This is a genomic window from Achromobacter sp. ACM01, assembly GCF_014851745.1.
Classification (GTDB): domain Bacteria; phylum Pseudomonadota; class Gammaproteobacteria; order Burkholderiales; family Burkholderiaceae_B; genus Achromobacter; species Achromobacter aegrifaciens.
This window is the reverse complement of sequence record NZ_JACVAF010000001.1, coordinates 686191-707444: the sequence shown is the minus strand read 5'-3', so window position 1 is coordinate 707444 and position 21254 is coordinate 686191. Positions and strand designations below refer to the sequence as shown.

The 21254-nt window shown below is 67.0% G+C and carries 16 protein-coding genes; 5 read left to right on the top strand and 11 right to left on the bottom strand.

What is annotated here, in order from left to right:
* Position 1 precedes the first annotated feature (1 nt).
* The 3 genes from IB268_RS03320 to IB268_RS03310 form a co-directional block, all read right to left on the bottom strand.
* The gene (locus tag IB268_RS03320; RefSeq protein ID WP_192353802.1) at positions 2-1663 is read right to left on the bottom strand and encodes a hypothetical protein; all 1662 of its coding nucleotides are present in this window, start codon (positions 1661-1663) and stop codon (positions 2-4) included.
* A 101-nt stretch (positions 1664-1764) separates the two neighbouring features.
* Positions 1765-2313 (bottom strand): ureidoglycolate lyase, encoded by a 549-nt coding sequence (locus IB268_RS03315; protein ID WP_054458830.1) that lies wholly within the window; start codon positions 2311-2313, stop codon positions 1765-1767.
* Positions 2310-2549: an Arm DNA-binding domain-containing protein gene (locus IB268_RS03310; RefSeq protein ID WP_054458828.1), complete on the bottom strand. Its 240-nt coding sequence runs from the start codon at positions 2547-2549 to the stop codon at positions 2310-2312. Before IB268_RS03310 ends, IB268_RS03315 begins: the two co-directional genes overlap by 4 nt.
* Positions 2550-2632: 83 nt before the next feature.
* On the opposite strand from IB268_RS03310, the gene IB268_RS03305 reads away from it, so the two are divergent.
* Entirely contained in the window at positions 2633-3013 is a 381-nt protein-coding gene (locus tag IB268_RS03305) for a cupin domain-containing protein (RefSeq protein WP_054458825.1), read from the top strand.
* Between the two features lie 8 nt (positions 3014-3021).
* On the opposite strand, the gene IB268_RS03300 is transcribed toward IB268_RS03305, so the two are convergent.
* Positions 3022-4263: an MFS transporter gene (locus tag IB268_RS03300; protein ID WP_054458823.1), complete on the bottom strand. Its 1242-nt coding sequence runs from the start codon at positions 4261-4263 to the stop codon at positions 3022-3024.
* A 314-nt stretch (positions 4264-4577) separates the two neighbouring features.
* Between IB268_RS03300 and IB268_RS03295 the strand changes: the two genes are divergently transcribed.
* Together IB268_RS03295 and IB268_RS03290 are read left to right on the top strand one after the other, a co-directional pair.
* Entirely contained in the window at positions 4578-7667 is a 3090-nt protein-coding gene (locus IB268_RS03295; protein WP_192353801.1) for a WG repeat-containing protein, read from the top strand.
* Positions 7664-10534 carry a WG repeat-containing protein gene (locus IB268_RS03290; RefSeq protein ID WP_192353800.1) on the top strand — a complete coding sequence of 957 codons (2871 nt, stop codon included), beginning with the start codon at positions 7664-7666 and terminating at the stop codon, positions 10532-10534. The genes IB268_RS03295 and IB268_RS03290 overlap by 4 nt, the downstream gene beginning before the upstream one ends.
* A 10-nt stretch (positions 10535-10544) precedes the next feature.
* Here IB268_RS03290 and IB268_RS03285 read toward each other — a convergent pair whose 3' ends face one another.
* A complete protein-coding gene (locus IB268_RS03285; RefSeq protein ID WP_192329585.1) occupies positions 10545-11405 on the bottom strand; it encodes an oxaloacetate decarboxylase in 861 nt (286 codons plus the stop codon).
* A gap of 103 nt (positions 11406-11508) precedes the next feature.
* Here IB268_RS03285 and IB268_RS03280 point away from each other — a divergent pair, with 103 nt between their 5' ends.
* Complete coding sequence (locus IB268_RS03280; protein ID WP_192353799.1) at positions 11509-12387, top strand: LysR family transcriptional regulator; 879 nt, start codon at positions 11509-11511, stop codon at positions 12385-12387.
* A 29-nt stretch (positions 12388-12416) separates the two neighbouring features.
* On the opposite strand, the gene IB268_RS03275 is transcribed toward IB268_RS03280, so the two are convergent.
* The 4 genes from IB268_RS03275 to IB268_RS03260 all read right to left on the bottom strand — a co-directional run bounded on the left by IB268_RS03275 (position 12417) and on the right by IB268_RS03260 (position 15975).
* Entirely contained in the window at positions 12417-13232 is an 816-nt protein-coding gene (locus IB268_RS03275) for a siderophore-interacting protein (RefSeq protein ID WP_192353798.1), read from the bottom strand.
* Between the two features lie 22 nt (positions 13233-13254).
* Entirely contained in the window at positions 13255-14016 is a 762-nt protein-coding gene (locus IB268_RS31015) for a PadR family transcriptional regulator (protein ID WP_225591288.1), read from the bottom strand.
* Positions 14017-14093: 77 nt separating this feature from the next.
* Complete coding sequence (locus IB268_RS03265) at positions 14094-14987, bottom strand: DMT family transporter (RefSeq protein WP_192353797.1); 894 nt, start codon at positions 14985-14987, stop codon at positions 14094-14096.
* Positions 14988-15078: 91 nt separating this feature from the next.
* Positions 15079-15975 carry a helix-turn-helix transcriptional regulator gene (locus IB268_RS03260; RefSeq protein ID WP_192353796.1) on the bottom strand — a complete coding sequence of 299 codons (897 nt, stop codon included), beginning with the start codon at positions 15973-15975 and terminating at the stop codon, positions 15079-15081.
* Between the two features lie 97 nt (positions 15976-16072).
* Here IB268_RS03260 and IB268_RS03255 point away from each other — a divergent pair, with 97 nt between their 5' ends.
* Complete coding sequence (locus IB268_RS03255; protein WP_225591287.1) at positions 16073-17515, top strand: MFS transporter; 1443 nt, start codon at positions 16073-16075, stop codon at positions 17513-17515.
* Here IB268_RS03255 and IB268_RS03250 read toward each other — a convergent pair.
* Together IB268_RS03250 and IB268_RS03245 are read right to left on the bottom strand one after the other, a co-directional pair.
* Positions 17509-18519 (bottom strand): fimbrial protein, encoded by a 1011-nt coding sequence (locus tag IB268_RS03250; protein WP_192353795.1) that lies wholly within the window; start codon positions 18517-18519, stop codon positions 17509-17511. The two genes, IB268_RS03255 and IB268_RS03250, sit on opposite strands and share 7 nt — an antisense overlap.
* Before the next feature lie 35 nt (positions 18520-18554).
* Positions 18555-21134 (bottom strand): fimbria/pilus outer membrane usher protein, encoded by a 2580-nt coding sequence (locus IB268_RS03245; RefSeq protein WP_192353794.1) that lies wholly within the window; start codon positions 21132-21134, stop codon positions 18555-18557.
* Between the last annotated feature and the right edge of the window lie 120 nt (positions 21135-21254).

The following is a 21254-nucleotide window of genomic DNA, read 5'->3' as shown; positions in this document are numbered from 1 at the left end:
TCTAGCGGGACGCCTTGCCCGCCACGAATTCCAGCCCCTGCCTGGCCACGTCGAACACGGGGTAGGCCAGCGACTGCATCTTGATCATGGTGTCCAGCACCGCCGTCAACACCGGCTGCCCGCCCGCGGCTTGCGTCCACGCCTGGTAGGTGGGATGCGAGGTCAGCGGCGTGCTGATGGCCGCGCGCGCCAGCAGGCAGACCAGCAGCACCGCGGCCAATAGCGCCCCCGCCTTGACCAGCGGACTCCTGAAGCGCCAGCCGCTCGCAAGCTGCGCCAGCAGCAGGCTGGTCTTGCCGATGTGGACCAGAGCGCCCAGCAGCGACAGCGTCAGGGCGAACACGGGCGCGATCATGGCTTCATAGGCCTTTTTTCCTTCGGCCTCGCGCTTGCCGCCGGCGCCGTAGTCGCGGGCCTGGCTGCGGTAGTCCTGCAGGCGGTCCATGGTGCGGCCGGTGAGCACCGGCTGGTAGTAGCGCTTGTTGAATTCGTCCGCCGAGATCACGGCCAGCGTCAGGCGCGCCACCTTGTCCGGATAGCCCAGGCTCATGCGCCATTTCTTCTGCACGACCGGATGCGCGGCAAACGCCTCCAGCCCCAGGTTGGGCGGCATGCCCTCCAGTTCGCGTTGCAGCGCCTCGTCCATCTGCTTGCGGTACTTCTGCTGCGCCAGGCGCACGAAGTAGGCTTTGTCGCCGGTGCGCCAGGAATCGGGCACGTCCAGCCCCATCTTGCGCACTTCGTCCCGCACGCGCGGCGCCACGAAGCCGGGTACCAGCTCGCCGCTGCGGTCGCGCAGGCGGGCGCGGCCCCACTTGCGGTTCTTGGCGTCCAGCCGGTCCAGGTAGTGTTCCCAATCGCGCTCGGCGCGCGCCGGGATTCGCGCCAGTTCTTTCTGGTGGTTCTGGATGCCGCGCTCGTAGAAGTATTTGTGGCGGCCGCGGATATCTTCCTGGCTGTCGACGAAACGCTGGTACTCCGCGTCCCGCCCGCCCACGTTCTGTTCGATCACGGCGCGCACCACCTCGGGCGCGATCGCCATGGTCTGCCGGCGCGCCGCGTCGGATTGCGCGGCCATGTAGGACACCACGCCCACGAAAGCCTTGCCGGCCACCGACTGTGCGTTCTCGTCGGCCCATAGCCCATCGAGCATGCTGGCGCTTACGGTGCCGGTGGCCAGCCCTTGACGCAGCAAGGCGCCAGTAACGGCGGCGGCGCGGCTTTCAGCGGTGGAGCTGTCCACCAGGGAGTCGATCAGCTTGCGCTCCCCCTGATACACCGCGGTGATGATGGCCAGCGACACAACGATCAACAATGGCACCGTGATCCGCCATCGGCGGGTGCGCGCGAAAATGACGGGCCAGACCAGCAGGGCCACGGCAAAGCCCGAAATCAGGCGTCCCCATGCCTCGGCCGTGTCCACGCGGTTGCTGGCGTTTTCAGACATCACGTCCAGCAGCCAGGCGCTGAAGCTGAATTCGATGTAGAGATACAGCAGCGTGACCACGGTCAGGACACGCAGGCCGCGGGCCTTGGGATCGCGAGTCAGGAAGCGCTGGCGCAGGCGCTGCCAGCGGGTGGGCGGCGGATTGGGTGTTTGGGTGGCCTGCTTTATCTTGGCTGCGAGATTTCGTCTCAGCGCCTCGATCGATACTTCACTCATGGGGGAATTCTTGGGTTGCTATGACCGGAGGCGGCAGTCTGCCATCCCGCCTGCCTGCCGGTAAGCGGGAATACGCCGCGACTAGCGGCGAAGATCAGCGTTTAGGCGGCCTGGGCCTGGGCTTCGAGCCGTTGGACCGGAATCGCGACAATGGCGCTTTCGCTGGCGGAAGCATCCGTGGTCAGGTGCTGGATCAGGTCCACTGTGGTGGAACGGCGGGTCAGCATCAGGCAGGTGACTTCCTCGTCCGTGACGCGCGTGGCGTGCCAGCAGCCCGGGCGCATGCAGACGCCCTGCCCCTGCGGCACGCGGAATGCCGCGAGCGTGGCCAGGTCCGGACTGCCGTCAGCCGCGCTGCGCGCCACGACCTGGATGATCTCGCCCGTCAGCGGCACGATGGCCTGCTGCGTCAGCAGATGCTTTTCCAGGCTGGAGATTTCAAAGGACTGGCTGCGGTAGTTGACCCACAGCAGCTCGGCGTCGCCGCCGGCGCCGGTGTTGAACAGATGCTCCTGCCAGAAGTCAGTATCCGGATTGGAGAACAGCGGCACGCCATTGCCGTCCGGCATGGGCTTGCCCAGCATCCAACCGTAGGCCCTGAAGGCGTCCGGCGTCAGATCGTTGATGTCCAGCTGCTTGTCGCTCGTCATGCGGAACCCTGTGGTGGCTTGGTCGCGCCGCCGCGCTTGGGAAACTCGGCGTCGTAGTCGAATTCGCCGCGCGCGATGGCCTCGAGGATGGCGGCCCGCCTGTCGGCGGCGCGCTTGAGGTTGGCGGCGGTGGGCTTGGCCCGGATGCGTTCGACGCAATGCCGGCCTTCATAGAAGAAGCCGATCTCGATGGAAGACTCGGACGCGGGCCTGACCCCGTCGAATCCCTGGCGCATCGCCCTCTCCTGTTATAGCCGATGAAGATGCACATGATATCGCTTTACACTGGCCCGACACTCCTCACCCCAGGAAGCGCAACATGACTACCAATCTGTCGTCGCACTATCTCCTGCTGGACGCCTCAGGCGCCTGTAGTGCCGTCGAAGGCGGCAACGCCTTCTGGTCGCAGCCCGAAGAGGAACTGGAGCGGTTCGGCCGCGGCTGGCTGGTGTCCGAATACGCCTTCGAAAAGGACTGGCCGCAATGGGAAATGCACCCGCAGGCCGACGAGGTCTTGCGCCTGATCGAAGGCGCCGCGGAATTGCGGCTGGAATGGCCGACGGGCGAGCAGGCCGTGCGGATGCAGGCGGGCGACGCCTATGTGGTCCCCAAGGGCATCTGGCACACGCTCAAGGTGGCCGGTCCCTGCCGCATGCTGCACATCACCATGGGCGCGGGCACGCAGCACCGGCCGCTGTAGGCCACCCGCTATCCGGGCGCGCCCGCGGTGCGGACGCGGGGAATCTCGCGGTCGTCTATCGGCCAATGCAGCGCCGCCGACAGCACGCCCAGCGCCATCGCGCCCAGCCAGATCAGGTCGTAGGACCCCGTGGCCTCGAACACCACGCCGCCCAGCCACACGCCCAGGAAGGAACCGAGCTGGTGGCCGAAGAACACGAAGCCGAACAGGGTCGTGATGTAGCGCACGCCGAACACCTGGGATATCAGCCCGTTGGTGAGCGGCACCGTGCCCAGCCAGACAAAGCCCATGACCGCCGCGAACACATATACGGTCCACGACGACAGCGGCAGCAGCACGAACAGCGCGATGGCGGCCGTGCGCAGCAGGTAGATGCCGGCCAGCAGGTACTTGCGGCGGTGGCGTCCGCCCAGGACGCCGCAGACATAAGTGCCCATGACGTTGGTCAGCGCGATGATGGCCAACGCCGCCACCGCGTCGGACGCGCGCAGGCCTTTGTCCATCAGGTAGGCGGGCAAATGCGTGCCGATGAAGGCCAGCTGGAAACCGCAGGCCAGGAAACCCAGGTTCAGCAACCAGAAGCCGGGTTGGGCGAAGGCCTCGCGTATGGCCGCGGACATGGACAGCCCCGCCTCGCCCGCGGACGCGCCCTGCTCCCGGCCGGGAGACTCCCTCAGCGGCCAAGCCAGGGGCAGCAGCACGGCCAACGCCAGCGCGAACGACAGCAGGGCCGCGACCCAGCCCCAGCCGCTGATCAGCCATTGGGCGGCCGGCACCATGGTGAACTGGCCCAGGCCGCCGACGGCGCCCGCCACGCCCAGCGCCCAGCTGCGGCGCTCGGGCGCCACCAGCCGGCTGAGCGCGCCGTAGATCGCGGCAAATGCAGTGCCGGACAGCGCGATGCCTATGCATACCCCGGCGGTCCACAGGAACCCGGCGGGCGTAGTGGCATGCGCCATGCCTACCAACCCCAGCGCATAGAACACCAGCCCGCCCGCGATCACCTTGGCCGAGCCGTAGCGGTCGGCAATCATGCCGGTAAAGGGCTGGACCACGCCCCAGGTCAGGTTCTGCACCGCCAGCGCCATGGCGAAGGTCTCGCGGCTCCAGCCCCGGTCCATCGTGACGGGCAGGAGGAACAGGCCCTGCACGTGGCGCACGCCCAGCGCCAGGCCCATGATGACGCCGCCGGCCAGCACCAGCAGCAACAGCTGAGAAGCATCCAGTGAAGACTTGCGCAGGACGGGCATGGCGGACCTCGGCAGTGGAACGTCGCCTGCGTGCGAGCAGGCACCGGCGTCCATTACAGGGCCGCAGGACGCGCGCATCAACCGATTATTTTTTGTCCGCTGCATGCATGGCGGGAATGCCAGCGCTGCCCCTTTCCGGACAGCGGCGGCAGTGTTGTTAACGGTTTGTTTTCTACAGTTACATTTGCCGCGCAATTGCCCGCTGACGCTGGTTACAGTGCTGCCTTTCCCATCATTCTTGGCAGGCATACGACCATGTGGCACGCCCAGCCCGGCCTTTACGCTTGCGCGGTTGCAGCCCGCGCCGCTGCACAATGAAGACCCCGCTCGCCCTCAAACCCCTGGCGCTGGCCGTGGCGCTGGCCGCCCTGCCCGCCGTGCCCGGCGCGGCGCAGGCCAGGTCCAACTGGATCGACCAGTGCGCGCCTGGCTACAACGAATACAACGGCGCCAACCTGGAATGCCAGCAGGCCTTCCACGAAGGGCTGGCCGCCGTGCTGACCGGATCGGCCGATGACGACGCCGGCCGCTGGGGCTATCTCGACAAGCGAGGCCGCATGGCCATCGCGCCGTCCTTCCAGGAGGCCAAGTCCTTTCAGAACGGCCTGGCCGCCGTGAACCAGGATGGGCTATGGGGCTATATCGATACGCAAGGGCAATGGGCGATCAAGCCGCGCTTTTCCGAGGCAACGGGCTTTAACGCCGAGGGTTCCGCACTGGCCGAGGAAGACGGGCACGATGTGCTGATCGACCGCAAGGGCAACATCATCAAGACCTTCGAGCTGGGCACGCGCTCGTGGGGCTTCCAGCGGGGGCAGAAGCTGGCATCGATGGAGATGCCCATGCCGCCGCGCCTGTTCAATACCGCAACCGGCAAGGCGGCGACGCTGCCTGCCGGCGTCATGGCGCTGGCCGCGCCCAGCGGCGGCTACCTGCCCGCCCAGTTGCGCGATTCGCGCTACAGCGGCTGGTGGGGGCTGCTGGACGAGCAGGCCCGCTGGGCGATCGCGCCGGACGTGTTGCGCGCCCGCGAGCCCGCATTGCGCGACGGCGACGTGCTGGCGGTGAGCCGCGACGCAGGCTGGACGTTCGTGGATCCGCGCGGCAAGACCATCCACAAGCAGCGCTATGAGCACGTGCAACTGGCGGGACCTGGGCTATGGCTGGTCAAGCAGAAAGGCGCGGGCAAGGCGCTGCTGTTGAACGCCAAGCTCGGCGTCCAGCATGCATTCAAGGGCAACTACATCGGCCTGGATGAACGCGAGGGCTGGCGCGTCATGATCGATGACGAAGCCGTGCTGCTGATCGATCCCGCCGGCAATTTCCGCAAGATAGACGCGCGCCATGGCCGCGTGCAGCTGAGCAACGGGCAGGCCTGGGTGACGGCTTCCTTGCCGCCGCGCGCCGTGGATATGGCGGTCGACGCGGCCGAGGCCGCGGCAGTGGCAGCCGATGCCGCAGCGGCCGGCGCCGCCGCGGTCCCTGATGACGGTCCCGGAGAGGCGGTGGAGGCCTCGGCCGACGCCGCAATTGCGGCGCAGGAGGCGGTCGCCGCGGCAGCCGCGGCCTCGGAAGCCGAGACCGTGGCCGTCGACGTCGCCACGCCTGCCGCAATGGACGTGGCCGCCGCCGCAGTGGACGCCGCCGCGCAAGCGACGAGCGCGGATGCCGCGCCCGACACCGGCGGCGGCCTGCTGCAGATCTATACGCGCGAAGGCAAGCCGCTGCTGGACGCCGACACCGTCGCACGCCTGCAGGACTACGACATCAGGGCCTTTTCCGCGCGCGAGTCCGCACACGGCCGGGCCTTCGCGGACAGCTTGCCGCTGGCCCTGTTGCGGCCCCTGGACTACACGCAGCCTCTCGGCATACTGACGTCCAAGGGCAAGATCGTGACCAACCCGGACTGGGAGGACATGTCCAGCTATGACGTGACCATGCCCTTGCCGGTGCGCGCCGCCAACGGCAAGTATGGCGCCATCGACGCCGACGGCAACTGGGCTGTGCAGCCGCGCTACAGCGTCATCCATCCGTTCCGCGGCGGCTACGCGCAGGCGGGCGCGGGGCGCAGCCGCAGCGACGGCGACCAGTTGATCGACGCCCGAGGCAAGGCCGTCGCGGTCCCTGCCGAGATACTGGACGGCGCCAGGTATTTCGACGGCGAACTAATCCAGTACCGCGCGCCGGACGAAAACCGCGAGAACCGCTGGGGCATCTGGAATGTCGCCAAGGGTGCGCCCGCCGTCAAGCCGGTGTACGAAAGCATGGAGAAGTTCGAAGACGATTGGACCAAGGTCCAGCACCAGGACCGCTGGGGCGTCATGAACCGCGAGGGCAAATGGGTGGTGCCCGCCACGCAGGACAGCTCGTACAAACTCGAATACCTGGGCAACGGCCTCATGCTGGTCGAGGACAACGCTCCCGGACAACGCTCCCGCAGCTCTTTCGACACCACCTACCGCCTGGTGAACCTGCGCACCGGCAAGCCCAGCGAGCCCGTGACCGGCAAACCTGAGCGCCTGAAGGACGGACGCTACCTGGCCGCGCTGGCGGGCGGCGGAACCATGTTGTTCGACGCCAAGGGCGGCGCCACGCGAGTCTCCGACGGCCGGGCCAAGCGCACGGAGCTCTACCAGCACTGGCTCTACATCGAACATGACGACCGCGAGGGCGCCATCGATGCCCGCGGCAACATGAAGGTCCCCGCCATCTACGGCGAGTTCAATCCCTTCTTCGCGCAGCCCGAGGGACTGGCGCGCGCCTACAACGGCTCCGACTACCGCGTGATCGACCAGGAAGGCAAGACCGTGCTGGGCAAGCTGGGCGACGGCTCGCCGCTGGCAACCATGCAGCGCATCGTGTTCCACGACTCGGAAAATTCCGTCAGCATCATGACGGACCTGCAGGGCCGCGAGATCACGCGCATCGACGGCACCTACAGCGTGGAAGACCGCAGCGCCAACGAAGGCGTGGCCCCCTATCGCAGCCGCTCGGGCAACGGCAGGCACGGCTTCATCGATGCCAACGGCAAGCGCATCGTGGGACCGCACTTCGACACGCTGGGCCCGCTGAACAACGGCCTGGCGGTGGCGCGCCGCCTGCAGTATTCCGGCACGCTATATGGCTACATCGACCTGACGGGACGCTATGCGATTCCGCCCGTCTTTACCTGGGCCGGAAACTTCAGCGAAGAACGCGCGCTAGTCCGCAGCAACCATCAGGGCCGGAACACGCAGTACATCGATACCAAGGGCGTGCCCATCGCCACGTTCACCGAGGTATGCGACACGGTGACCATCCTGGACGACCAGGGCAGGATCACCTGGCCGCAGCAGAAAATGGATTGCCCCGTGGCCGACAAGTTCGAACTCGCCCCCGACAACGCCAAAGCGAAACAACCATGAAGTCACGCGCGATACGCACCACCCGCCTTGCCTGCGCCCTGGCCGCGCTGGGCGCGTCCCTGTCGGCGCATGCGCAATACTCGTACTGCATCGAGGAAAAGCCCTACAGCGTCGCAGCCGACGACGACATCAGTCCCTACGCCAACGGCTGCATCCGCACGCTGGCGGACCAACGCGCCGCAGTGCTGCTGCCGTCCGCGCTGGTGAACATCGACCGCGTGCCGCGCGATCATTCGCTGCGCCGCCATGCCTGGGGTTTCCTGGACCAGAACGGCCGGCTGGCGATTTCGCCCATCTTCGAAGCGGTGGGCGATTTCCGTCACGGCCTGGCCGCGGTGAAATGGAAAGGCAAGTGGGGCTTCATCGACACCAAAGGCCGGATGGCGGTGCCGCCGCGCTATGACGCCGTGCAGGACTACGCCGAGATCGGCCTGACCGTGGCCATACTGGACGGCCGCTATCTATTGATAGACCGCAAGGGCCAGCCGGTGGGCGCACCGTTGGACGAAGGCGTGCAGTCCTTGCACGTGGGCGCGGGCGTGCCGGCGCTGGCGACGGTGGAATACAAGCCGGAGTACCGCTCCAGCACCGGCGAACGCCGTTACAGCGATGCCGGCGTCAGCATCATCAAGTCCTATGGCAATGGCCTGTACATCGCCACCAACAAGGAAGGCCGGCACGGCCTGGTGGACCGGGACTGGAAGTGGGTGCTCGAGCCCGACTATCAGGACATCTCGGTGCCGGGCGAAGACGGCTCGATGGCCGTCGCCTATGCCGACGGCGGTGCGCTGCTGCTGGACCTCGATGGCAAGCCCGTGGGCGCTGACCAGGGCTATCGCAGCCTGATGCCCGTGACCAAGGCATTCTGGAGCGCCGAGCTCGGCCGCGGTTCCTATGTGGTGCTGGATAGCGGCGGCAAGCCCGTCGTTACGCTCAAGTCCGCCGAAGCGCAGGAATCGCAGCGCCACGGCGACGCCATCGTCTACCCCTCGGGCGGCAAGCAGATGGCGCTGGTTCCGGGGCGCGCGGAGCCGCTGACGCTGGGCGCGGGCCTGTTCGTGGCCGAGGACCAGAACGGCTACGTGCTGTTCTCGAACGAGGACCGCGTACCGGTTGGCCTGTTGACGCCGATGGGCAACTGGCTGCACGGCGAAACGGCGCCCGCCTGGCTCAAGGACACCGGCAGGATGGTGGTCAGCCAGGGCAAGCTGTGGCTCTTCAAGCAGGAAGGCGAGCTGCTCAACGTGCTGGACGATGAAGGCCGCCTGCTGCTCAAGCCCGAAACGGTGGAAGCCGCCAAGAGCCGCTCGCTCAAGGAGCTGCCGCTGGACATACCCGGCAGCGCACTGGGCCTGCTGGCCCAGGACCACTGCCAATGCACCGAGGACGGCGCCGGCCTGCTGCTGGCCGACGGCGGCATTGCCTCCGACCCGGCCTGGCGCAGCATCATCCCGCTGGACGGATCCGACGAGGATTACGGCGCGCAGGCGGATGCGGAAGCCGCCGGACTCAAGGCGGAGCAGCTGCGCTACGCAGCCCAGACCGCCGCAGGCCTGCTGCTGCTCGATGCCGTGGGCAAGCCCATGGATCTGCCCGCGCAGCAGCACATCGGGCCGTTCCGCCATGGTTACGCACCGGCCTACGCCGATGGCGTGAGCCGCATGCTGGACCGCAGCGGCAAGACCTACGACCTGCCCCGCGACTTCTTCGAAGCGCAGATCGTCGCCCCCGGCGTGGTCCGTTTCCTCAAGACCGCAGCCGAGGGCTCGCCCTGGGGCCTGTACGACTTCGTCGCCGGCAAGGAAATCGCCGCGCCCGCGTTCCAGGACATCGGCCTCTTCCAGGACGGCCAGGCGGTCGCCTCGCTGGGCCAGGATCGCGTCGGGATCATCGACCTTAAGGGCAAGTGGATCGTGCCGCCCAGCCACCACAGCGCGGAACGTATTACCGCCAAGATCTGGAAGCTGCGCCAGGCCGGCCCGCAGCAGGAAGAGTACGAACGTCCCGCCGCCGTCTTCAACGCCGAGGGCCGCGCGCTGACCGCCTTCCGGCCCAAGCTCTCGGTCGGCGTGGACAGCGAAGGCGCAATCGCAGCCAGCGACGACAAGCACCGCTGGACCATTGCGCCTGACGGCTCGCAAGCGGTGGACATGGAAGACGCGGACTACGTGCGCATGGGCGACTGGACGGTGTTGCGCCGCCAGCCGCGCCAAGGCTATCTGGACAGCCAGGGGCAATGGCAGATCGCGCCGTCCTCGGCCGTCGCCGGCGCCTTCCGCGGCGCCCCCGCCCGCGCCCTGCTGACGGGCGAAGACGGTCCGCGCCTGATCGACGACCAAGGCAAGACCGTGATCGCGTTGCCCGCCGGCGAATGGCGCTGGCCGCTGGGCTCCGACATGCTGCTGCGGCATTACTACGCGGGCAACCGGGAGATGACCGACTACACCGGCCTGGACGGCAAGAAGCGGCTTTCCGTCGAAGGCCTTGCGTCAGCCTATTCCGAAGGGCGCGCGGTAACGCGCGTGTCCAACCGCGGCATGCGCGCGCTGGACGGCAAGGGCGCGCTGTCCGGCCCGGCATTCGACGCGCTGGGCCCGCTGCACGAAGGCCTGGCGCCGGTCGGCATCGATAGCGGCTACGGCTACGTGGATGCGCAGGGCAAGCTCGCGATCGCCGCGGATTACCGGGTGGTCGCGCCATTCAGCAAGGGCCGCGCGGTGGTATCCACGCTGGAGCAATCGATGATCATCGATCCCTCCGGCAAACAGGTGGCGCGCGTGGAAATGGAATGCGGCATGCGCACGCTGTACGGCTCGCACAACCAGCGGCTGTGGCCGCTGAGCCTGCCGAGCCGCTGCCCCCGCTAGGGTCGCGCGCTTACTGCGTGTCCAGCGCCAGGTAGCGGCGCGTCTGCACGATCTCCTCCCGCTCCTTGAAGCTGGTGAGCTGATCGGCCAGCGCGCTGCTGTCGCCTGTCTGCTTGATGGCCGCAAGCGTGGCCTGCATGGCGTGGATGGCGGCGCGCTGCAAGTCCGACGGAATGATCGCCAGGCGGTAGCCCATGGCCGCCAGGTCGGCCAGCGGCGTGAGCGGCGTCTTGCCGCCGTAGAACATGTTGATCAGCTTCAGGCCCGGCAGGCGTTCGGCGATGGCGCGGATCTGCTCCAGCGTCTCGGGCGCTTCCACGAAGATCATGTCCGCGCCCGCCTTCAGATAGCGCTCGGCGCGAGAAAGCGCGGCCTCGAAACCTTCGACCGCAATGGCGTCGGTGCGCGCGATCACCAGCGCATCGGGGTCGCTCAGCGTCTGGCGCGCGATATGCACCTTGCGGCACATTTCCTCGGCGTCCACCAGGCTCTTGTCGTCCAGATGGCCGCAGCGCTTGGGGAAGGACTGGTCTTCGATATGGAAGGCCGCCACGCCGGCGCGTTCCATGATGCGCACGGTGCGCTCCACGTTGGCCGAACCGCCAAAGCCGGTGTCGGCATCGGCCACCACCGGCAGGCCGCTGGCGTCCACGATCTTTTCCACGCGGTCCATGACCTCGGTGAAGCTGAGCAGGCCGATGTCCGGATAGCCGGCTGCGCGCGCGATGGCGCCGCCGCTGGCGTAGACGGCGGAAAAGCCGGCCGCGGCCACCAGCCGGGCCGACATGCCGTCATAGGCGCCGGGCGCCACGACGATGTCGCGGGCCAGGCGCTGGCGCAACAGGGTGCTGGGTTTGATGGGGGCAGTCATGCGGATTCCTTTGCGGGTGTCGTCGATGTATGCATGATCGGCCCGTCGCAATAGAATGTCCAATATATGGAAAATTCATAATCAATACTTTCAAAGTACCAATATGGAACTGCGTCACCTGCGTTACTTCGTCGCCACCGCCGAGGCCCAGCACTTCACACGCGCGGCCGAGCAGCTGGGCATGGCGCAGCCGCCGCTGTCGCAGCAGATCCGCCAACTGGAGCAGGAAGTCGGCACGCCGCTGTTCGATCGCACCGGGCGTGGCGTTGCGCTGAACGATGCCGGACGCGCCTTCCTGGTCTGCGCGCAAGACATCCTGCAGCGGGCTGACGCCGCCGTGCGCACGGCGCAGCGGGCCGCGCGCGGCGAAGTCGGCGAACTGACATTGGGATTCACGGAATCCGCGTCCTTTAGCGGCGTGGTGACGGAACTGATACGGCAGTACCGGCAGCGCTATCCGGACGTGGAGATGACGCTGTCGCAGGGCGATAGCGAAACGCTGGTGACGCAACTGCGCAGCGGCGCGATCGACGCGGCCTTCGTGCGCCCGCCCTTCGCGCTGGACGGCGGCCTGGCATTCACGCAACTGGCGCAGGAACCGCTGGTGGTGGCGCTGCCGCTGGGCCACGCGCTGGCGCGGCGCAAGCGGCTGGCGCCTGCCGATCTGGAGCAGGAACGCTTCATCCTGTATTCGCGCAAATCCGGCTATGGACTCAGCGCCGACATCATGGCCGCCTGCCGCCAGCATGGACTGAATCCGCAGATCGGCCAGCGCGCGCCGCAACTGTCGTCGGCGGTGAACCTGGTAGCGGCGGGCATGGGCGTGGCCATCGTACCGAAATCGCTGCGCCATCTGCGTCCCGACGGCGTGGTGTACCGCCCTTTCGCGCTGGACTGGCCGCGCGCAGTGCTGGGCCTGGCTGTGCGCGAAGAAGGCGCGGGCGGGCGGGTACGCAATCTGCTGGCGTTGGCCGGCGGCTGAAGATCTTTACTCCCTCGCCAGCCGACGATTCAGCCTTCGTGCGATTCGTGCACAGCCACGGCGCCGCGTTTCCAGTAGCTGGCCGCGCGGATGCGGCTCTTGTCGACGCCATGCTGCGCAACCATGATTTCCCGCACGGCCTTGGCCGCGGCCGATTCCGCGGCCACCCAGGCATAGCCTTCGCCCGGCGGCAGCGTCAGCTCGCGCGCGGCTTCCAGCAACAGGGTGCTGTAGCCCGCCGCGGTGCCGTTGCGGTGCAGCCAGCGCACCGAGACTTGCGCTGCGGTAGCCAGCGGGATTTCGTTGGAAGCATCCGGCACTTCGATCAGCACCAGCGCCTGCGCGCTGGCCGGCAGCTCTTCCAGTCGGCGGGCGATGGCGGGCAAGGCGGTTTCATCTCCGATCAGCACATGCCAGTCGAAGCCCGTGGGTACGACGAAGGAGCCGCGCGGCCCGCCTATGCCCAGCAGTTGGCCCGGCTTGGCCTGTTCGGCCCAGGTGGACGCGGGGCCGTCGCCGTGCAGCACGAAGTCGATGACGAGCTCCTTGCGCGCCGCGTCGAAAAAGCGCGGCGTGTAGTCGCGGGCGGCGGGCTTGGGCATGTCCTCCGGGAACTTGATGCCGTCCGGTGTCACCGCCGGCAGCGCTGGCGGCAGGGAAGGATCGGCGGGAAAGAACAGTTTGACGTGGTCGTCGAACGAGGCGGACACGAAGTCCTGCAGTTCGTCGCCGGTGAAGGTGACGCGGGCCATCAGGCCTGCGACGCGTTCGACGCTGGCCACGGTCAGCGTGCGCATCTTCAGGTTGTGGCGGACGCGTTCGACATTCAGGTCGTTGCGGGTCATGGATACTCCAGGAATGAGGTCTTCAGGAACAGCTCTGTTCCGTGATGTCGGCAGTGGCGCGGGCCAGGATGACCGCGATGCGCCGCTGCTCGGCGGGCGAGGCGTCGGTGCGGTCCAGCAACGCGCGCTTGAGCGCCTGGCGCGCGGCCACGAACTCCGGCAGCCAGCCGGTGGCGGTGTCTTCGCCTTCGGGGCCGACGTTGCGCGGCTGGCCGCTCCAGGCCTGGCGCATCCAGTCCATCTTGCGCGCCACGTGCTTGAGCTTGTTGAACATCAGCGCCAGGCGTTCGCGATTGCCGTCCAGGTGCGCACGGCCCGGTTCCGCCAGGTGATAGCGCTTCTTCGCGCCCTCTTGCTCGACGGTGGCGTAGCCCAGCTCTTCCAGGTAGGTCAGCGCGGGATACACCATGCCGGGGCTGGGCGTGTAGAAACCGTTGCTGAGCGCACCCAGCGCCTTGATCAGCTCGTAGCCATGGCTGGGATTCTTTTCCAGCAGGCCCAGCAGCATCAGCTGCAGGTCGTCGGCGCTGACTTTGCGGCTGCGGGTCCAGCCGCGACCGTCGTCGCCGAAACCGCCCCCGAAGCCGCCGCCTTCGCCGCGCTCGTCGGCCGGACCGGAGAACCAGTCCCCGCCCGCGGCGGCGTGGCGCTGGTGGTGGCCATGGCCTTCGCCGTGGTGGCGATGGTGCGCATGGGGATGATGGGAATGGGAATGACCGTGGCGGCCCTGCGGCTTCTGGCGGGCTCGGCGCACGAATGCGGTAAGGAATTGGGCGTCACGCATGGTTTACCTCCGGTGTCTATCGTACGAGTTATATCTTACGACATATATCTTACGATATACCTGCGATAGTCCGGCCGTCAAGCGCGACGTTCGATCACCCCTGCCGCGATCCCTCCCACGATGAGCGCCATGCCCGCCAGCAGCGAAACGCTGACCGGCTCGTGCAGGAACAGGGCCGAGCACAGCAAGCCGAACACGGGTACCCCCAACAATCCGATGGAAGTCACGCCCGCGGGCAAGGCACGATTTACATTCACGGCAGCCCAGTGCGCCACCGCGATGCCGAAGACACCGGCATAGCCCAGCAGCCATGCCAGGTCGGCGCTCCACGCCACTTGCGGCGGACCTTCGGTTGCGTACGCCACGGCCGACAGTACGGCCGAAGCCAACAGGGCCTGCCACAGCGCGAGTTCGAAGGGCGGCGTAACCCAGCGGTGTGCGCGCACGTAGACGATATTGGCCGCCCAGCACAGCGCCGCCAGCAGGATCAGGCCATTGCCCAACAGGGCATCGCGATTGGTCCAGTCGAAGGCCAGCGGATTGAAGATGACGACCAGCCCCAGGAGGCCCAGCGCCAGCCCGGCCCGCCGGGCTGGCCCCACTGCCTCCCTCAGGAACAGCCAGGCGCCCGGTATCACCCACAAGGGCGTGGTGTAGGCCAGCACGGCCGAGCGGCCCGCCGGCACGTACAGCATGCCCAGGCTGACCAGCGCGGCAAACGCCCCCATGTGCAGCAGCCCCACGCTGAAAATCACCGGAAGGTCGGCCTTGACCGGCCGGGCCACGCGGCGCAGCGCGAGACCCAGCAACAGCAATGCGGCGGTGCCCGCGATGCTGCGCGCGGCCGCTGCCCAGATAGGCGTCATGTACTGCAACAGCAGCTTGTTGACGATCCAGGTGAAGCCCCAGGCCAGCACCTCCACGCCCAGCAGCAGCAAGGCGTGGCGGCGGGAAAGCGCAGCGGTGGACATGGCCGGCGGAAGCATCCGCGAGGACGCGGCGGTATGAAGATGCCCCGACTATAGGAGCCGCCCGCCACGGCTCCGTAGACCCACGGCGCGCCTATTCCCTGGTGCCACGTGCGGGCTTGGATCGGGCCGCTACGCGCCCCGCGAGCCAACGCTCGAACGCCGCCGCCTTGGGTTCGTCGGGCGCGGGCGCGTAGACCACCAGCCGCAGGTGCCGGCTCTCGTCCACCGACAAGGTGGAATGCTCGAACGCCAGCGCGCCCAGGGCTGGCAGGCAGAGGCTGCGCAGGCCCATGCAGGACCCGTGCACATCGTGTTCGCGCCACCAGCTCTTGAAGTCCGGCAATACGCGCTCCAGTTCATCCACCAGCTCTCCGACGTCCGGCGCCTGGCCCGCGCTGGCGAAGTCGCGCCGGAATGTGGACAGCATGGCGGGCGCTTGCGCTGGCCAGTCCACGAACAGTTCGCGCATCGCCGGATCCGCGAACAGCATCCACAACAGGTTCCTGCGGCCCGGGGCCTGCGTTGAAAAATTGAACACGCGGTCCGCGGCCGCATTCCACGCCACTACGTCCCAGCGCAGATTGAGGATGTAGGCCGGGCGCGTGGGCAGGTCGTCCATCAGGCGGCGCACCTGCGCGGGCACCGTGCACCAGGTGCGCCCCGGTTCCGATGGCGGACGCTGGTGCGCCAGCAGGTAGAGATGACGGCGTTCGGCCGCGTCCAGCTTCAGCACGCGCGCCAGGTTTTCCAGGAAGCCTGCCGACACGCTGATGTTGCGCCCTTGTTCGAACCAGGTGTACCAGGCCAGGCCCACGCCGGCCAACGCGGCCACTTCCTCGCGCCGCAATCCCGGCGTGCGCCGGCGGCCTCCCGCGGGCAGCCCCAGCTCGGCAGGACTGAGCCGTTCGCGGCGCAGCCGCAGAAATTCCGACAGATCGGCGCGGGTGCGCTCCAGGCGCTTGGGGGCTGCGGTTGCGGTTGCGGTCATGAGTCTATTGCACCTGGTAATAGCATAAACAGCTAAATTGTATAAGGCTAAAAGCCTCTCCAGAATAGCGCCCATCCTGACTCCGATGGCGCTTTCCATGTCTTCTTCCACACTCCCCTGCCCTGGCGCGCACGCCGCGCCGCAGCCCGCCCTGGGCCGCCTGGGCCTGGCCGTGCTGCTGTCTGGCGGCTTCATCACGATCTTCGATCTGTTCGTGGTGAACGTCGCCATTCCCAGCATGCAATCCACCTTGTCCGCCAGCTTCGCGCAGATCAGCTTCATCATCGCCGCCTACGAGCTGGCCTATGGCGTGCTGCTGATCGCGGGCAGCCGGCTGGGCGACCGCCATGGCCGGCGGCGCCTGTTCATGCTGGGCATGGCGGGGTTTGCGCTGGCCTCGGCGCTGTGCGGCCTGGCGCCCACGGCCGACACGCTGATCGCCGCGCGCATCCTGCAAGGCATGGCCGCGGCCATGCTGTTTCCGCAGGTGTATGCGTTGATCCGAGTCAGCTATCAGGGCCAGGAACGGCAGCGCGCCTTCGGCTTGCTGGGCATGACGCTGGGACTGGCGGCCATCGCCGGACAGGTGCTGGGCGGCTGGATCGTGCATGCCGACCTGTTCGGGCTGGCATGGCGCAGCATATTCCTGCTCAACGTGCCGCTGGGCCTGTTGGCGTGGCGACTGGCACGCCATATCCCGGAATCACGCGAGCCCTCGGCCGCCAGCATGGACTGGCCCGGTTCGGCGCTGGTGGGCGCAGGACTGGCCCTGCTGCTGCTGGCGCTGATAGAAGGTCCCGCGCGCCGCTGGCCCGTGTGGACGGTGGCCTGCGGCGTGGCGGCGCTGATCGCGCTGGCGCTGTTCGTGCGCATGCAGCGGCGTGTCGCGGCCCGCGGCGGCGCGCCGCTAGTTGACATGGCCTTGCTGGCGCAGCCGCGCTTCGCGGCGGGTTGTCTGCTGGTCATGCTGGTGTTCTCCACCGCCAGCGCCATGTTCCTCTGCTATGCGCTGCTGGTGCAGACTGGCTTCGGCCTGGACGCGCTGACGGCCGGCCTGATCTTCGCCCCCGCCAGCGTGGGCTTCGTGGCCGGATCGATGGCGGCGCCGCGGCTGGTGGCGCGCTTCGGCACGCTCGCCATCGCACTGGCCGCCCTGCTGTATGGCGGCGCCACGGCAACCTTGATGCTGCAGGTGGACGCGGCCGGCGCGAGCCTGGCGCCGTGGTCGCTGTTGCCGGCGCTGGTGTGGCTGGGCGCGGCCCAGGGCGCCGTCAACACGCCGCTGGTGAATCTGGCGCTGGGCTTCGTCGACGACCGCCACGCTGGCATGGCGGCCGGCGTGGTGTCGACCTTGCAGCAGGTGGGCGCGGCGCTGGGCGTGTCGGCGGCGGGCATGCTGTACGCCGGCGCACTCGATGCGCATGCCGCTGCGGGCGCGGCCGAACGTCATGCCAGCGCTTTTGCCAACGCCATGCAGTTCAATGTCGCCGCGATCCTGATCGCGACGATTCTGTTGTGGCGGCTGGGGCGCCGCTACTGATAGCTCATCGTGAACGTGGCCCGCGCATTGGCGGTTCCGACAGTCACGACCTCGTCGGTTTGCACGTAGCGCGCCGTCAACGGGATGGAAAAGACACTGGCTCCGGGCGACACGGTGCCTGCCTTCCATTGGCCAGGGTTGCCAAGCACGTTCGAGTCCGCGCCATATCCCAGCACCGTGGTGCCGCTCAATATTTCGACCCCGACACCCGTGGCGCCAGACCCGGGCGACAAGGTCAGCACATTGGAGCGGTTGCCAGGGTTGGTGGCGTCCGTCAACGTGGCGTACACGTCCAGCGAACTGAGGCCATCCCCGCCCTTGCAACTCAGATCGATCTTGAACGGCCGCTCAGGCGACGTAGAGCCAAGACCCTTGAAAGCCGTCTTGGAGACCACGCCGAGCGAGGTCTGGATGGTGTCCTTCGACGAAAAGGAGCAAGTCGGCGGTCTTCTCACGCGTACGGAGCTAGTCCCGCCGTACCGGAACGTGGCATAGTAATACTTGGTGCCTGCGGGGTTCCAGTAAGCGATATCGTTACAACACGCCAGCGTTCCAGAACCCACGTTCCCGGTCTTGATCAGTTCGTACTCGATCGTTACCCTCGGAGCTGCAACCCCTTCAAACGTACTCTCGCACACCGTCGGCCAATAATCCGAAACGCAGGACCTGTACCGGGACTTGATGCGAGCGCCTACCCCCGGAATGCCAGTATCGAATACCCCGTTCTGCGCAAGTTTTTCGAGGTCGATAATCATGGCGAAATCCACGGATTCCGCGTGCGAACATACGCCATTCCTGAGCGTCCGGGTGGTGCTAGTACCGGACCACATCACCTGACCGACGCCCACGTCGGCATTAAGCTCGATCGTGGAAGGAAGGACGATCCCCAAGACAAATGGAGTCTCACAGTCAAAACGAAGGTTGTTGTCGGCGGATGCGTTGGGAGAGAAGGCCTGCGATAGCAACGCGGCGCCAAGTAAAAGTAGTGCTCGAAACGTATTCATTGTGCGATTCCGGTTGAAGGTAAGTCCTGAGATGTCTAGCCGCAGTGGGTTTCGATCTGCCGATAGCTGTCCGGACCCATGCCTTTTTCCGTGGCCGGAAGTTCATAATCCATGCGGCATACATCGCCAGGCAGTTCGCCCCACTTGACGGTCAATTGGCCGCGGTCCTGCAGGCCGCGCGCCAGTACACGGCTTGCCTGCCCGACCAGACCGACTTCCACACCATGCTCATCCACCACGCTGGCGCCGAACGGCAGCGGCTTGCCATCGGCTTTCAGCACCTGCAGCATGGCCGACCGCCCCGAGACCGTGGCGTACCGCAGCATCGCGACCGCACCGGCGCGCGGCGCCACCTGCTGGCTGGTGACCTGCAGTTCCACATCGGTGGACAGCCCCTTGGGATCGATTTCCACCGTGTTCATGCGATACGGCGTCAGATGCGGCACGACGGCATATCCACGGCTGTTGACGCGCACGCCCGAGGCATTGAGCAGACGCGCGCCTTCGGCGTCGGGCGCTTCAACGATGCCGAAGGTTTCCGAAAGCGGCTGCGACAGCGTAAGGCCGCCCGGATGCGCGACGAGCGCCCCGCGCACGCCTACCGAGCTTTGCGAATAGCCCGTACCCACGCCTGCGCTGCCCGTGAATTCGGCGACCGGCGCGCGGTAGAGCATGCTGGCGCTGCCGCCGTTCATGCTGTCGCCCGAACCGCCGGAAGCATGGTCGGCGCTAAGGCTGTAGGACAGGTCATTGTCCTCGCCCGTGGAGCCGGACAACGTGCTTTGCACCCGCAAGCGGCCGTCGGAGTCGCGTCCGGCATTGGTCGACAGGCTGAGCGGATTGCTCTTGCCCAGCGGAATGCTGATGGTCGCGTAGACCGCGGTGCCCATCTGCTGCCGGCTGTCGCGCTGACGCTGGACGCTGATGTTGTAGCCCACGGTCTTGTACCGGTTCGCATAGGCGATGCTGTAGTTCACGTCGCGGCCATCGCGGTTCCAATGGTCCACGCCCGAGGCGGTCAGGTTGATGCTGCCGCGCTGCCCGCCCAACTGCTGGCTCAGCATGATCGAGGCGCGGTTGCGCTCGCGCACCATGCTGCCGGTATAACGGTACTGGCCATAGCCGTAGAGCGAATTCATGGCTTCGTTCAGGCCGTAGAAGCCGCTGGTGGAATAGCGGTACGCCGCGATGGAGACGTTGGTGCCAGTGTTGGGCAGGTTCTTTGCATAGCTGGCGCGCATGCTGGTGCCGGTATGCGTAGCGTCTGCCTGCGACAGGCGCGACTGGGTCGCGTCCAGGCCGAACGCTCCGGCCGACGTATTCAGGGCCCCGCCCAACAAGACCGAGGTGTAGTTTTGCGCCACCGTGGCGCCGGCATAACCCGTGACCAGATTGGACAGGCCGCGTTGGTAAGTAGCCTGCAGGAAATGCGGGCTTTTCGACAACTGCTTGTTGCGCACGGCGCCGCCGACCACGCTATAGCGGCTCACGCCCGGGCGCAGCGACATCGGCACGGCGGCGTAGGGCACCGAAAACCTGCGCACGCTGCCGTCGGCTTCCTGCACCGACACATCCAGGTCGCCGCCGTAGCCGGTGGCGTACAGGTCGGTGATTTCAAAGGCCCCCGGCGCCACCGTGGTTTCGTAGATGACCACCGAGTTCTGCCGGATGGTGACCCGCGCGTTGCTGTTGGCCATGCCGCGCACCACGGGCGCGTAGCCGCGCATCGAGTCGGGCAGCATGCGATCGTCGCTGGCCAGGCGTACGCCCTTGAAGGGCGTGGACTCGAACAGTTCGCCGCTGGTATAGGCTTCGCCCAAGGTGAGTTGGGACGACAGCGCAACGATTTCGCGCTGCGCGTAAGTCGAGATGTTCTGGTACTGGCGCTGGCCCTGGGAATCGAAAGAATAGGAGCCGTTGTGGCGCAGACGCCAATCACCCAGGTTGACGCCCGCGCGCAAGCCCAGATAGCCCTGCCGCTGCGTGCCGCCAAACGCCTTGTTGCGGTAGTTGTACAGGTTGAAGTCGTAATCGACCATGGCCGCGTTGACGCCTGAGTCCCATAGTTCCGGACTGACGTAACCGCGGGCGTGGCGGCTCATGGAGGCCTGGGGAATGCTGAGGTCCAGGCGCTGGTCGCCGAAGTCGAAATCGCTGCCGGCGTCCGCGGCGATCTCGTCCAGGCGCAGGCTGGCGTCTTGCGCCAGCTTTGCGGTCGCCTCGGCGGGCAGCTTGCCCAGGTCGACGCCGATGCGCTGCAACAGCTGACGGTCGAACACGGGCTGCGCCGCCGCCTCGCCGGCAACCGCCGCGAACGGCACATCGACGCGGCCCACATAGCTTTGGTTGATGAACAAGTCCACCGAATAGTTGCCGGGCGCGGCCATGTTTCCCTTGGCGAAGCGCGACAGGTCGGTGCGCTGGCCCGAGCCGCCCATCAGGAAGGCATCCTCGAATTCCACCGAAGCCACCATCCTTCCGGATGCGTCGGCCTCGGCGGCCTGCGCCACCCGCTCATGCGCAACCAGGGCCACCAGCAGTGCCGCGCAAAGAGGGGTCAGACGCAGACTGACGCTATCTCGCGTATGCAGGAGCTTTGAAAGGGTTTTCTTCATAACGGCGGAGCTGAAAGAGTGGATTCGATGAAAACGCTGGACAACACTCTCCCCGGGGATACCGTTACCGGCATCCCTCACAAGAGGAGTTTGGCGAGATGAGGGCCGCGCGCGTGCGCG

Bases quoted from the DNA above. Each gene is read 5' to 3' on its own strand.
- IB268_RS03250 (WP_192353795.1), bottom strand. From the start codon at position 18,519: ATGAATACGTTTCGAGCACTACTTTTACTTGGCGCCGCGTTGCTATCG.
- IB268_RS03255 (WP_225591287.1), top strand. From the start codon at position 16,073: ATGTCTTCTTCCACACTCCCCTGCCCTGGCGCGCACGCCGCGCCGCAG.
- IB268_RS03260 (WP_192353796.1), bottom strand. From the start codon at position 15,975: ATGACCGCAACCGCAACCGCAGCCCCCAAGCGCCTGGAGCGCACCCGC.
- IB268_RS03245 (WP_192353794.1), bottom strand. From the start codon at position 21,134: ATGAAGAAAACCCTTTCAAAGCTCCTGCATACGCGAGATAGCGTCAGT.
- IB268_RS03320 (WP_192353802.1), bottom strand. From the start codon at position 1,663: ATGAGTGAAGTATCGATCGAGGCGCTGAGACGAAATCTCGCAGCCAAG.
- IB268_RS03300 (WP_054458823.1), bottom strand. From the start codon at position 4,263: ATGCCCGTCCTGCGCAAGTCTTCACTGGATGCTTCTCAGCTGTTGCTG.
- IB268_RS31015 (WP_225591288.1), bottom strand. From the start codon at position 14,016: ATGCGTGACGCCCAATTCCTTACCGCATTCGTGCGCCGAGCCCGCCAG.
- IB268_RS03315 (WP_054458830.1), bottom strand. From the start codon at position 2,313: ATGACGAGCGACAAGCAGCTGGACATCAACGATCTGACGCCGGACGCC.
- IB268_RS03310 (WP_054458828.1), bottom strand. From the start codon at position 2,549: ATGCGCCAGGGATTCGACGGGGTCAGGCCCGCGTCCGAGTCTTCCATC.
- IB268_RS03265 (WP_192353797.1), bottom strand. From the start codon at position 14,987: ATGTCCACCGCTGCGCTTTCCCGCCGCCACGCCTTGCTGCTGCTGGGC.
- IB268_RS03305 (WP_054458825.1), top strand. From the start codon at position 2,633: ATGACTACCAATCTGTCGTCGCACTATCTCCTGCTGGACGCCTCAGGC.
- IB268_RS03290 (WP_192353800.1), top strand. From the start codon at position 7,664: ATGAAGTCACGCGCGATACGCACCACCCGCCTTGCCTGCGCCCTGGCC.
- IB268_RS03285 (WP_192329585.1), bottom strand. From the start codon at position 11,405: ATGACTGCCCCCATCAAACCCAGCACCCTGTTGCGCCAGCGCCTGGCC.
- IB268_RS03275 (WP_192353798.1), bottom strand. From the start codon at position 13,232: ATGACCCGCAACGACCTGAATGTCGAACGCGTCCGCCACAACCTGAAG.
- IB268_RS03280 (WP_192353799.1), top strand. From the start codon at position 11,509: ATGGAACTGCGTCACCTGCGTTACTTCGTCGCCACCGCCGAGGCCCAG.
- IB268_RS03295 (WP_192353801.1), top strand. From the start codon at position 4,578: ATGAAGACCCCGCTCGCCCTCAAACCCCTGGCGCTGGCCGTGGCGCTG.